General features: G+C 69.3%; 10 protein-coding genes. 3 read left to right on the top strand and 7 right to left on the bottom strand.

Annotation, left to right across the window (positions count from 1 at the left end; translation table 11 throughout):
- Nucleotides 1-72: 72 nt before the first annotated feature.
- Nucleotides 73-2,244 carry a primosomal protein N' gene (locus tag SPHPH_RS0112845; RefSeq protein ID WP_028967048.1) on the bottom strand — a complete coding sequence of 724 codons (2,172 nt, stop codon included), beginning with the start codon at nucleotides 2,242-2,244 and terminating at the stop codon, nucleotides 73-75.
- Nucleotides 2,245-2,313: 69 nt separating this feature from the next.
- Entirely contained in the window at nucleotides 2,314-3,768 is a 1,455-nt protein-coding gene (locus SPHPH_RS0112840) for a diguanylate cyclase domain-containing protein (protein ID WP_028967047.1), read from the bottom strand.
- A gap of 62 nt (nucleotides 3,769-3,830) precedes the next feature.
- Here SPHPH_RS0112840 and SPHPH_RS0112835 point away from each other — a divergent pair, with 62 nt between their 5' ends.
- On the top strand, nucleotides 3,831-4,733 hold the full coding sequence (locus SPHPH_RS0112835; RefSeq protein WP_238303078.1) for a tyrosine recombinase XerC: 903 nt from the start codon (nucleotides 3,831-3,833) through the stop codon (nucleotides 4,731-4,733).
- 109 nt (nucleotides 4,734-4,842) lie between these two features.
- Here SPHPH_RS0112835 and SPHPH_RS0112830 read toward each other — a convergent pair whose 3' ends face one another.
- The 3 genes from SPHPH_RS0112830 to SPHPH_RS0112820 are packed head-to-tail and all read right to left on the bottom strand — an operon-like array spanning nucleotide 4,843 to nucleotide 6,840.
- On the bottom strand, nucleotides 4,843-5,442 hold the full coding sequence (locus tag SPHPH_RS0112830) for a DedA family protein (RefSeq protein ID WP_028967045.1): 600 nt from the start codon (nucleotides 5,440-5,442) through the stop codon (nucleotides 4,843-4,845).
- Between the two features lie 19 nt (nucleotides 5,443-5,461).
- Nucleotides 5,462-6,427, bottom strand: a complete 966-nt coding sequence (gene gshB / locus SPHPH_RS0112825) for a glutathione synthase (protein WP_028967044.1) — start codon at nucleotides 6,425-6,427, stop codon at nucleotides 5,462-5,464.
- 32 nt (nucleotides 6,428-6,459) lie between these two features.
- Nucleotides 6,460-6,840, bottom strand: coding sequence for a YraN family protein (locus SPHPH_RS0112820; protein WP_028967043.1), 381 nt, complete (start codon nucleotides 6,838-6,840; stop codon nucleotides 6,460-6,462).
- A 178-nt stretch (nucleotides 6,841-7,018) separates the two neighbouring features.
- On the opposite strand from SPHPH_RS0112820, the gene SPHPH_RS0112815 reads away from it, so the two are divergent.
- On the top strand, nucleotides 7,019-8,428 hold the full coding sequence (locus SPHPH_RS0112815; protein ID WP_028967042.1) for a GGDEF domain-containing protein: 1,410 nt from the start codon (nucleotides 7,019-7,021) through the stop codon (nucleotides 8,426-8,428).
- Here SPHPH_RS0112815 and SPHPH_RS0112810 read toward each other — a convergent pair.
- Nucleotides 8,412-10,337: a glycoside hydrolase family 84 protein gene (locus SPHPH_RS0112810; RefSeq protein ID WP_028967041.1), complete on the bottom strand. Its 1,926-nt coding sequence runs from the start codon at nucleotides 10,335-10,337 to the stop codon at nucleotides 8,412-8,414. The two genes, SPHPH_RS0112815 and SPHPH_RS0112810, sit on opposite strands and share 17 nt — an antisense overlap.
- 175 nt (nucleotides 10,338-10,512) lie before the next feature.
- Nucleotides 10,513-11,367 (bottom strand): 16S rRNA (cytidine(1402)-2'-O)-methyltransferase, encoded by an 855-nt coding sequence (gene rsmI, locus SPHPH_RS0112805; RefSeq protein ID WP_028967040.1) that lies wholly within the window; start codon nucleotides 11,365-11,367, stop codon nucleotides 10,513-10,515.
- Between rsmI and SPHPH_RS0112800 the strand changes: the two genes are divergently transcribed.
- The gene (locus SPHPH_RS0112800; protein ID WP_028967039.1) at nucleotides 11,366-12,568 is read left to right on the top strand and encodes a penicillin-binding protein activator; all 1,203 of its coding nucleotides are present in this window, start codon (nucleotides 11,366-11,368) and stop codon (nucleotides 12,566-12,568) included. The genes rsmI and SPHPH_RS0112800 overlap by 2 nt on opposite strands.
- Nucleotides 12,569-12,609 lie beyond the last annotated feature (41 nt).

Here is a 12,609-nt window from a genome sequence, read left to right as displayed (position 1 = left end):
GGTGTTCGGGTGAGATCGTTCTCCCTCGCTCACCTTGGCTCGTCAGCCCGGATCAAGTCCGGGGCGACGGGGCTAAAGGAAACTGTACGGATCGACGTCGACCGCGACGCGCACCTTGGCGGGCCACTCGAGCGCGCCCAGCCAGTCGCGGATCACGTCCTGCACGTCGAGCGCGCGGCGGGCATGGACGAGCAGCCGGAAGCGGTGTCGCCCGCGCAGCATCGCCAGCGGGGCGGGGGCGGGGCCATAGACCTCCATCCCGTCGACGCGCGGCGCGGCGCGGCCGATCGTGCGCGCAATGTCGTGCGCCGCGCCCTGATCCTCGCTCGACACGATGATCGCGGCATAGCGGCCAAAGGGCGGCGCGCCGGCCTCCTCGCGCGCCTCGGTTTCGGCGGCGTAGAAGGCGTCGGCGTCGCCGGTGATCAGCGCCTGCATCACCTGCGCCTTGGGGCTGTGCGTCTGGATATAGACATGGCCGGGCTTCGCGCCGCGCCCGGCGCGCCCCGATACCTGCCGGATCTGCTGGAAGGTCCGCTCCGCCGCGCGCAGGTCGCCGCCGTCGAGCCCGAGATCGGCGTCGATCACCCCGACCAGGGTGAGATTGGGAAAGTGATAGCCCTTGGTCACCAATTGCGTGCCGACCACGATGTCGATGTCGCCCGCCTCCATCCGCGCGACGAACTCGGCCGCCTTGGCGGGGCTCCAGATCGTGTCGGAGGTGACGACCGCGGTGCGCGCCGCCGGGAACAGCGCCGCGACCTCGTCGGCGATCCGCTCGACGCCGGGGCCGCACGCAACCAAAGTATCCTCGTTCTGGCACTCCGGGCACAGCCGCGGCACCGGCTCGATATGCCCGCAATGATGGCAGGCGAGCCGCCGGGTCAGGCGATGCTCGACCATCCAGGCGGTGCAATTGGGGCATTGGAAGCGATGCCCGCAGGTGCGGCACAGCGTTAGCGGAGCGTAGCCGCGGCGGTTGAGGAACAGCAATGATTGCTCGCGCCGCTCCATCGCTTCCTCCATCGCCTTCACCAGCCGCGGGCTGATCCAGCGCCCGCGCTCGGGCGGCTCGGCGATCAGGTCGATCGCCTCGATCGTCGGCATTTGCGCGACCCCGAAGCGACCCGGCAGCTTGACCTCGGCATATTTGCCCAGCGCAACCTGATGGCGCGTCTCGATCGCCGGGGTGGCGCTGGCGAGGATCACCGGACATGCCTCGAACAGCCCGCGCATCACCGCGACGTCGCGCGCGTGATAATGGACCCCGTCCTCCTGCTTGAAGCTGGTTTCGTGCGCTTCGTCGACGACGATCAGCCCGAGGTTGGCGTAAGGCAGGAACAGCGCCGAGCGCGCGCCGACCGTCACCCGCGCCTCGCCGCTGGCGATCGCGCGCCACGCGCGACGGCGCTGGGTGGCGCGCAATCCGCTGTGCCACGCCACCGGCTCGCAGCCGAAGCGGTCGTGGAAGCGCTTGAGGAACGGCTCGGTCAGCGCGATCTCGGGGAGAAGCACCAGCACTTGCCGGCCCGCACGGAGAGCGGCGGCGACCGCCTCGAAATAGACCTCGGTCTTGCCCGATCCGGTGACGCCGTCGAGCAGGGTCGGGCGGAAGGCGGCGGCGGTGATGCCATCGACCAAGGTCGCGGCAGCGGCGCGCTGGTCGTCGGAAAGCGTCGGCGGCGCGTGATCGGGGTCGGGGACCGGATAGGGGCTGTCGATGTCGACCGGCACGCCTTCGAGCGCGCCGGCTTTGACCAGCCCGCGGATCACCGCGTCGCTGACATCGGCGATCGTCGCCAGTTCGCGGATCAGCCCCTGCCGGTCGCCGATCCGCTCGAGCGCCTGCTCGCGCTGCGCAGTCATTCGCTCGGGGACATGGCCGGTGGCGCGATATTCGACGACGCTGCGTCCGCCCTCCAGCGCGGCGGTCGAGGACAGCGCCATCCGCACCACCGCGGCGGGCGGGGCGAGGTAGTAATCGGCGGTCCATTCGATCAGCCGCCGGAGCGGCGCGCGCAGCGGCGGGACGTCGGCGACCGCGAGCAGGTTGCGCAGGCGATTGTCGCCGACCTCCCCATCCGACGGCATCCGCTCCGCCTCCCAGGCGACGCCGAGCAAGTGGCGGGGACCGAGCGGCGCCACCACCACCGATCCCGGCTCGACCGACATGCCGTGCGGCACGCGATAGTCGAGCGGGCCGAGGGCGGAGTTCAGGACGATGACGCGCGCGCGGGAGGACATTGCCGCCCATATGGGGCGCATGCGAGTCGGAGGGAAGCGGCGCGTGTGCCCGCGTTTGCGCCGCGCCGCTCAGGCGGCGCGGCGGACGTAGGGCGTGCCGACGCGCGCGCGCTTGGCGGCGTAGAGGATCGCATCGGCGCGGCGCGCGAAGTCGCGGAGTGAATGACAATCGTCGTCGAACGGCGCGATCCCGACCGAGCCGGCGCTTTTCATTGTCACCCCGCCCACCTCGACCGAGATGTGAAGCGCCGTCTCGAGCCGTTCGTGCAGGCTGGCGATATCGGCCACCAACGCGGGGTGCTCGACGATCACCGCGAATTCGTCACCGCCGATCCGCGCCGCGACGCTGCCCATCAACCAGGGTTCGCTCAGAGCCTTGCCGGTCAGCCGCAACACATCGTCCCCCGCGCCATGCCCCAGCGTGTCGTTGATCGCCTTAAAGCCATCGAGGTCGATCAACGCGAGGTGGAGCGGCATGCGACTGTGGCGCGCGCGCGTCATCGCGGTCTCCAGTTCGCGATCGAAAGCGGCACGGTTTGCGATGCCGGTGAGTGCGTCGGTGTCGGCGGAGCGGCGTAACTGCTGTTCGAGCGCGTGGCGTTCGGTCACGTCCTGGAACACGCCGACCATCGCGACGACCTTGCCATCGACGATTTCGGGATCGCCCATCGCGCGAACGCGCCGGGCGCGACCTTCGGCTGTGATGAAGTCGGTTTCGATCGAGAACGGCGTGCCGTTCGCCACTGCCTCGGCGAGGGCGGTCTGCACGATCTCGCGGCTGTGTTCGGGGTAGAAGCGCATTGCATCGTCGAGCAGCGGCTTATGCCCGACCGGCAGGCCGTGGATGCGGTACACATTGTCCGACCATTCGAGCCGACGTTCGTCGATCGACAGCCGCCACGATCCGATCGCCGCGATCTGCTCGGCCTGCCGGAAAATGCGGTCCTGCCGGCCCAGACGGGTGACCAGTTCCTCGCCCGTCGTCGCGATATGGATCGCCTTCAGCGCGGTGCGACGCGCCTCCAGCAGCGCCTCGGCAAGCGTGGCGAGATGCGCCAGTGCGGCAAGCTCGCGCGGATCCGCGGAGCGCGGGACGCTGTCGACGACGCACAGGGTGCCGACGGCGCGGCGCACGCCGTCGGGATCGGCGACACGCAGGGGCGCACCCGCGTAGAAGCGCACGCCGGCATCGGTGACGAGCGGGCTGTGACGGAACCGCTCGTCGTCCAGCGTGTCGTCGATCACGGTCATGCGATCGTCCACGACGGTGCGATCGCAAAAGGCGGTATCGCGCGCGAAGGCCATCGTGCCTGGCCTCGTCCGCGCCTTCACGAACAAGCGATCGTTGTCGACCAGGTTCAGGAGGGCCGTAGGGCAGCCGAGCAGTTCGGCCGCGAGTGCGACCAGCGCGTCGAACTCGCGCTCCGGCGCGGTACCCAGCAGCGCAAGCGCCTGCAACGCCGCCGCGCGCGCCGTCTCGGCGTGGCGATCATAGCGGGGAAGGTCAGGCGTCATATCGGTCATGTAGCGGCGATAACGTTAATTTTGATTTGCCATTTCCTTTCATGCGCGAGAGATGCGACGGAGTGAGCGATTTGTCGGCCCCGCTACCCCTGCCGGTCCAATGGTCGGTGCATCTGGCGCGCGACCGGCGCCGTTCGGAGCATACCGTGCGCGCCTATCGTGCCACGGCGGAGCGGTTGCTGACGTTCCTGGGGACGCATTGGGGCGAAGAATTGGACCGCGCCGCGCTGTCGCGTGTCACGGCCGGCGACCTGCGCGCCTATCTGGCGCACCGCCGGGGCAACGGATTGTCGAATGCGTCGGCGGCGCGCGAGCTGTCGGCGGTGCGCGGGTTCCTCGACTGGGCGGGCGGGGTCGGCGCAGCCCCGCGCATGAAGGGACCGCGCGTGAAGAAGGGCGTGCCGCGCCCGATCTCCCCCGACGAGGCGGTGGCGCTGGCCACTGATGTGATGGAGGAAAGCGACGAGCCGTGGGTGGCGGCGCGCGACTGGGCGGTGCTGATGTTGCTGTACGGCGCGGGGCTGCGGATCGGCGAGGCGCTGGCGCTGACCGGCGCGGTGCTGCCGCTGGGGGAGACTTTGCGCGTCACCGGCAAGCGCGACCGGACGCGGATCGTCCCGCTGTTGCCGCCGGTGCGCGCGGCGATCGAGGGATATGCGGCGAAGGTGCCGTGGCCGATGTCGCGCGACGCGCCGCTGTTCCGCGGAGTGCGCGGCGGCGCGCTGGATGGCGGGATCGTGCGGACGCGGGTGCGCGCGGCGCGGGCGCGGCTGGGGCTGTCGGAGCGGACCACGCCGCATGCATTGCGGCATAGCTTCGCGACGCATCTGCTGGGGCGCGGGGCGGACCTGCGCGCGCTGCAGGAATTGCTGGGACATGCGAGCCTGAGTTCGACGCAGGTCTATACCGGCGTTGATGCGGCGCATCTGCTCGATGTGTACCGCGCGGCGCATCCGCGGGGGTAGGCCCCCGTCATCCCCGCGGAGGCGGGGATCCAGACGCGCAGGTCATCGTAAGTGCCGCTACGTCCGAGGTTCTGGATTCCCGCCTTTGCGGGAATGACGAAGTGGTGAGTCAGTTGCGCGGCTTCCAGGTCGCGACGCGCCACGCGTACCAGCCGAGCGCCAGCACCGTCAGCGCGATCCCGACCGGGCCGACGTAGCGGTCCAGCTCGGCGAAGCGGCTGCCGAGATAGAAGCCTGCCCCCGCCAGCACGCCGTTCCAGATGATGCTGCCCGCGAAGGTCATCAACAGAAAGCGCGGCATCGGCATCGCCGCCATGCCGGCGGGCAGCGAGATCATCGTGCGGAAGGTCGGCATGAAGCGGAACACGAAGATCACCCAGCCGCCATGATCGTGGAGGAAGCCGCGGACGCGCTCGACATCCTGCCATTCCATCGTCAGCCAGCGGCCGTGCCGTTCGACGAACGGGCGAAAGCGCGCATAGCCGAGCCGTCGCCCGATCGCATACCAGAAGACGTTGCCCGCCGTGGTCCCGGTGGTGCCCCACAGTAGTAAGGGCACGATGTCCATCTGCCCACGCGCGACGGCGATCCCGCCCAGTCCCATGATGACCTCGGACGGGATCGGCGGAACGATATTCTCCAGCGCCATCAGCAAGAAGATGCCGAGATAGCCACCCGCGACGATCCAGTGGATGATGAAGTCGGTCACGTCCGCGCCAACGGCTGCGTCAGTGCGCGCGTTCCTTCAGGCGGCGGTCGACCGCATCCCAGATCAGCCCGGCGACGTCGGTGCCGTCGAATTTCTCGATCGCGACGATCCCGGTCGGCGAGGTGACGTTGATCTCGGTGAGCCACTCGCCGCCGATCACGTCGATCCCGACGAAGATCAGCCCGCGTTTCTTCAGCTCCGGGCCGAGCGCGTCGCAGATCTCGCGTTCGCGCGGAGTCAGGTCGGTCTTCTGCGCCGAGCCGCCGACCGCGAGGTTCGAGCGGATCTCGCCTTCGCCGGGCAGGCGGTTGATCGCGCCCGCAACCTCTCCGTCGACCAGCACGATGCGCTTGTCCCCCTTCGCCACCGCGGGGAGGAACGCCTGCACCATGTGGGGCTCGCGCCAGGTCTGGTTGAACACCTCGATCAGCGCCGACAGGTTCTCGCCCGCGGCGCGGACGTGGAAGATCGCCTTGCCGCCGTTGCCGTGCAGCGGCTTGACGACGATCTCGCCATGTTCGGCGAGGAAGGCGCGCGCCTCGTCGAGCGAGCGCGTCACCAGTGTCGGCGGCATGAAGCGCGCGTAGTCGAGCACGAACACCTTTTCGGGCGCGTTGCGGACGCTGACCGGATCGTTGACGATCAGCGTGCGGTCGGCGATCCGCTCCAGCAGGTGCGTCGCGGTGATATAGCCGAGGTCGAACGGCGGGTCCTGCCGCATCAGGACGACATCGGCCTGCTCGCCAAGGTCGAGCGGCACGGGGTCCCCGAACGTGAAGTGATCACCGGCCACGCGTTGCACCGTCACCGGATGCGCCTTCGCCCACACGCGCCCGTCGCGATAGTTGAGCGCATCGGCGGTATAGTGGAACAGCCGGTGCCCGCGCGCCTGCGCCGAGAGCATCAGCGCGAAGGTGCTGTCGCCCGCGATGTTGATCTGATCGAGCGGGTCCATCTGGACGGCGACGGTGAGCGGCTGAGTCATGGGCGCGGATGTAAGGTGCGCGGCGGCGGCTGTCAGTAGCCGATCCACGCATTCTCGATATGGCGCGGGCGGGTGCCGGGGGCGAGCAGGATCACGTCGACGCGAATGTCCTCGCCCGCGGCCGCGTAGCGCGGCATCAGCACCTCCGCGGCGGCGGCCACGCGCGCGAGGCGGCGCTGGTCGATCGCGTGATCGAGTTCGGCGGGGCTGCGCCGTGCCTTGACCTCGACGAAGGCGACCAATGCGCCACGTCTGGCGACGAGATCGACCTCACCGGCGGGCGTGCGGACGCGTCGGTCGAGGATCTGCCAGCCCTTGAGCCGCAGCCACCACGCCGCCAGCCGCTCGCCACGCCGGCCGCTTTCCTCCGCAACGCGGCGGGTGGCGGTGGAGCGGGGGCGGGGTGGGCGCATCGGGGGTGAGGATGGCGGCGGTGGGTCGCGGGGGCAAGTGGCGAGACGCTGACGCGACGATGAGAAGCGAGCGGCAGAACGCTGTTGCCACGCCATGTCGCCGGCGCACTCGCTTGAAGAACCACGGGATTAAGCGATTGTTTACTAACATGGATGCTATTGGACGCAGGAGGATGCGATGCGGGCGGGAGAGATCGCGACGGATGCCACCCGGCTGTTCCTGACGGCGGGTGGACTGTATTTCATCGCGGCGGCCTCGACGATCCACCTGACGAGCAATGGACGCGATATCGCGGCATTCTGGCCGGCGAATGCGATCCTGGTCGCCTTGTTGTTGGCCGACGAGCGGCCGCGGTGGATACCGGTCCTTTCCGCCGGCTTTCTGGCCAATCTGGCCGCCAACCAGATCACGCGCGGAACGCTGGCAGGACCGATGCTGTACGGCGCGACCAACGTGATCGAGGTCGCGCTGGTCGTCGCGCTGTTGCGGCGATGGGCCGACGACGACGGCGTGTTGCAAACGACGCCCGCGGTCATCCAGTTCATCCTGATCGCGGGGCTTGTCGCGCCGGCGATCAGTGGGGTGTTCGGCAGCGTGACGGCTTACTACTTCTTCGGCGAACCGTTGCTGAAATCGTATGTCAGCTGGATCGCTAGCGACGGGCTGGGTCTGCTGGTGTTTACGCCGTTTCTGCTGTCGGTGTTCCAGGGCGATCTGTTGCTGTGCATGCAGCGCAAAACGTGGTCGAGACGGTTCGAAGGCCTCGGCTTGCTATTGCTGGTGGGACTGGTCGGGTATCATGTGTTCGCCGTCGCGCCGCGTCCGATCCTGTTCTTGCTGTTCCCGCCGCTGATGCTGGTCACCTTTCGCGTGGGCCATTTGGGAACCAAGGCGGCGGTGATGATCGTGGCGATCATCGGCGGGGTCGCCACAATGCACGGATACGGTCCGGTGGCGATGATGACCGACGATCCGGCGGAGCAGGCGCATTTGCTGCAAGCGTTCCTCGCGCTGCTGTTGCTGACGTGTCTGCCGGTGGCGGCGGAGGTGACGGCGCGGGCGCGGCTGGCGGCGCGGCTGGATGCGCACGATCGCGAGATGACGCTGCGTGCGACCTACGATCACCTGACCGGTGTTCACAATCGGCGCGGCTTCGAGGAGGCCGCCACTTCGGTGCTCGAACGGTCCGCGGCGGGTCTGATCGTCATCGATTTCGACCATTTCAAGTCGATCAACGATCGCTGGGGGCATCTGGTCGGCGATCGTGCCTTGCAGCATCTGGCGGCAGAGCTTCGCGCGGCTGTGGGTGACGCCGGCGTGATCGGGCGGATGGGCGGCGACGAGTTCGTCGTGCTGGTGCCCGGCGCGGATCGCGATGCCGCCACCGACACCGCCGGGCACATCCGCCAGCGTCTTCAGGCGGCGCCGATGACGATCGATGCGCAGTCGATCCTGCTGATCGGGTTGAGCATCGGGGTGGCGTCGGCGCAGGCGGGTGAACGGCTGGACGATATCGTCCAGCGCGCCGACGTGGCGCTTTACGACGCGAAGAAGGCGGGACGAAACACGATCAGGGTCGCGGCGTAGCGTCCCCGATCAGCACGGGCGCGTCGGCGACGAACCGGTCGAGCACGCCGTCGGCGATGCGGATCGTGCCGTCGAAGCGGGTGGCGCCGGGGATGGTCCTGATCGCCGCCGCCTCGGCCGCAAGCCGTTGCGCGTCGGCAAAGTAGCGCGTTGCGGCGGGGCTGCGCGCGTCGGCGGCGGCGAGGCCGGCGGCGGTCTGTTGCAGCGCGCGGCCCCACAGCGCGAGCGCGTCGAGCCACGGGCGGGCCTGTTCGGTGAACGAGGCATCGGCCACGCCGGCGCGGATCGTATCGGGGGCGGCGGTCAGCTCGTCGGCGGCGCGGGCGAGGTCGGTGAGCGCCTGCGCGCGCGCCTCCGCATCACCGTCCGCGAGCGTTTCGCGGACGCGGGTGAGCAGCGCGTGGAGCTGTGGGGCCTGTTCCTGCCACGGCTGGCTGCCGAAGGTCGGGGCCATATGCTGGGTGTCGAAGAAGGTCAGCAACGCTGCGGTCGCTTGCGGGTCGCCGCCGGCCAGTTCGCGCGCCGACCAGTGCCACATCCGCTGTGCGTCATAGTCCTTGTCGTTCCACGCAAACGCCAGCACGCCGGTGACCGCGACGCGGCTTGGCGCTTCCTGGTTCATCGGGTTGGACAGGATGCCGGTCAGCTCGCCTGCCAGCCCGGCCTCCCGGCGCGTATAGGGCGCCATCAGCAGCCGCCCGGTGGTCTGCGCGTAATCGTTGACGGGATAATTGTCCCACAACAGCGTTTTGCGGCCGAATGCCTTGGTTGCGGCCTTGGCATCCGGCACCGAGATGGCGGGCGGCACGACATCGGTGCCGGTCCATTGCACCACCACCCTGGGATCGAGATTGTCGCGCAATGCCGCTTTATACGGCGTGTCCTTGGCGTCGTAATATTCGGTGGGGACCATGATGAGCGGTGGCGCTTTGGGGTCGCGGCGCGTCAGGTCGGCCTGCACCGCGTTGAGCAATTGCGCCTGCGCCTTGCCCGCTGCCGCCGCGCCCGACGGGCCGAACGCGGCCTGATCGGCGTCGCAATTCCACTTCTTATATTCGATGTCGTCGAGCGCGACGTAAAAGCGGTGGATGCCGATCGTGCGCAACGCGTCGAACTTGGTGCGCAGCGCCTGAAGATCGGCGGGGGCGGAGAAGCAGATGCTCGGTCCCGGCGAGATCGCATAGACGAAATCGACATGATTGCGCGCCGCAGCCGCCGCGAGCGTGCCGAGCTGCGTCAGCGTCTGGGCGGGATACGCCTCGCGCCAACGGTCGCGCGCATAGGGATCGTCCTTGGGGCTGTAGACGTAGGTGTTGGCCTTGACGGTCGCGAGAAAGTCGAGGTGGCGGGTGCGTTCGACCATCGTCCACGGCTTGCCGTAGAAGCCCTCGATCGTGCCGCGCACCGGCATCGCGGGATGGTCGCGGATCACGAGCGCGGGGAGGGCGGGCCGCTGCACGAGCTGGCGGAGCGTCTGGACAGCGTGGAACAGTCCGTCGGCATCGTGCCCGGCGAGCGTGATCGTGTGCGTGGCGGGGACGATCGTGAGCGTGTAGCCCTCGCGCGCGGTATCGGCGGCGGTGCCTGCCAGCGCGGCGCGGACGGGCGCGGCGTCGGTGAGCCCCAACACGATTTGCGGTTGCGCGGAATCGGTCGCGAGGCGGCGAGCCGTGGCGATCGTCTCGACCCCGGCGGCGCGCAGGATCTGGCTGGCGAGCGCCACGGTGGCGGCGTCGGTGCCCGGTGCCGCGATGAGCGTGACGTGGCGGCCGAGCGTCATCGTGTCGGCGCCGAGCGTCAATTCGGTCGGGGCAGGGAAGATCGCCGGACGCGTGGCGACCTGCGCGGTGAGTGGGGTCGACGACAGGAGCGTGGCGGCCAGCAGGGGCAGGCCGATGCGGCGAGTCATGTCGTTCTCCGGTACGATATTGGTATTAAGTGATGTCGTAGGGTGTTGCCGCTGGCGGGGCAACCACGCTCATCACCTAGTCGATCGTCATCCCGGACTTGATCCGGGATCCCGCTTCTTACTCTCCACCGTCAAGAAAAAGCGGGGCGCCGATCAAGTCCGGGGCGACGAATAATCAGGCATCTGTCTCGCCCTTCATCTCCAGCGCCCGGGCGTAGAGGGCCTTGCGATCGACGCCGAACGCCTTGGCAACCTCGCCTGCCGCCTTGGAGGCGGGGAGGCGGGTGAGCGCCTCCGCGAGCGCCGCATCGGCATCCTCGATCGCAGCGGGGGCGGGAGGCTCGGGCGGGGCAACGACGATGACGATCTCGCCTTTGGGCGGTGCATCGGCATAGCGCGCAGCGAGCGTCGAGAGCGTGCCGGTGACCGCCTCCTCGAACTTCTTGGTGATTTCGCGCGTCACCGCGGCCTCGCGGTCGCCGAGCCCGGCGGCGAGCGCGGAGAGGCGGGCCGAAAGGCGCGGGCCGGACTCGTAGATCACCAGCGTCGCGCGGATCGCGGCGACCTCGGCGATCGCGGTGGCGCGCGCCTGTTCCTTCGACGGCAGGAAGCCGAGGAAGAAGAAGCGATCGGTCGGTAGCCCGGCGAGCGTGAGCGCGGCGATCGCGGCGCACGGGCCGGGGATGGTGACGACCTGATGCCCCGCCGCGCGCGCGTCGCGCACCAGCTTGTAGCCGGGGTCGGAGATCAGCGGGGTGCCCGCGTCCGAGACCAGCGCCACCACCTCGCCGGCCATCCGCGCGATCAACTGCGGGCGGACATGCTCGGCGTTATGGTCGTGATAGGGGGTCATTGGGCGCTTGGTGCCGATGTGGCGGAGCAATCCGGCGGTGACGCGCGTATCCTCCACGGCGATCACGTCCGCGCCCGCGAGCACCTCGGCCGCGCGGGGGGAGAGATCGCCGAGATTGCCGATCGGGGTGGCGACGATGTACAGGCCAGGGGTCAACGGGTTCACGGGAGTAGTCATGGCAGAGGCGATCGGGCGTTCGCAATGGTCGAGCGCAATGTCGCGCGTCATCACGGTCGCGGGGGCGTTGTTGCTCGCGGCCTGTTCGACGGTGGTGCCGCGCGGGCCGGTGCAGCAGGCGCCGACCGCGCAACCCGCACCGCCGCCACGCGAAACCGCGCCGGAGGTGGTGAACGGGCTGCCGCAGGATACCGCGCGTAACCGCGTCGCGCTGCTGGTGCCGCTGACCGGCAGCAACGGCGGGGTCGGGCGCAGCCTGGCCAATGCGACGCAGCTCGCGCTGCTCGACACGCGCAACCAGCAGGTGCGGATCACCAGCTACGACACCGCGACCGGTGCGGGTGCCGCGGCGAGCCGCGCGATTCGCGAGGGCGCGCAGCTGATCCTCGGGCCGCTGCTGGCCGAGGACGTTCGCGCGGTCGCGCCGATTGCTCGCGCGGCGAAGGTGCCGGTGCTGTCGTTCTCGAACGATACCGGCGTGGCGGGGAACGGCGCCTATGTGCTCGGCTATGCGCCGGCGCAGGCGATCGAGCGCGTCGTCGCCTATGCGCGCGGGCGCGGCATCGACAATTTCGGCGGGATCGTCCCCAACGCGCTGTACGGCAGCCGCGCGTCGACCGCGTTCCTGCGCGCGGTCGAACAGGCCGGCGGGCGCGTGGTGTCGCTCCAGACCTATGATCGCGGCAGCGGGGCGCTGGGCAGCGCGGTGCAGCGTATGGCCAAGGATGCGCCGTTCGGCGCCGTGCTGATCGCCGACAGCGCGGCGACCGCGACAACTGCGGTGCCGCTGCTCCGGCGCAACAGCCCGTCTACCCAGATTTTGGGAACCGAGCTGTGGAATTCGGACGGCGCGGCGCGGTCGTCTGCGGTGCTGAACGGAGCATGGTTCGCGAGCGTGCCGAACACGCTGTATCGCCAATATGCGCGCAATTACCGTGCGCGCTTCAATGCCGCGCCGTACCGGCTGTCGAGCCTTGGGTATGATTCGGTGCTGCTGGTGGTGCGGATCGCGCGCGAGTGGCGGCCGGGGTCGCCCTTCCCCGAAAACCGGCTGCGCGACGCCGATGGTTTCGCCGGTATCGACGGCGCATTCCGCTTCGGCCGCGACAATGTCGCCGAGCGCGCGCTGGAGGTGCAGGAAGTCCGCGGCGGCGAGGCGGTGACGGTGTCGCCCGCACCCAGCGGGTTCGACGGAAAATAGCCAGCGCGGGCTATGGCATGGCCGGGGCGGTCGTGTAGAGG

Origin of the sequence: Sphingomonas phyllosphaerae FA2 (assembly GCF_000427645.1) — a bacterium.
Taxonomy (GTDB): Bacteria; Pseudomonadota; Alphaproteobacteria; order Sphingomonadales; family Sphingomonadaceae; genus Sphingomonas; species Sphingomonas phyllosphaerae.
The sequence above is the reverse complement of the archived record's forward strand: the minus strand, read 5'-3'. Positions and strand labels throughout refer to the sequence as shown.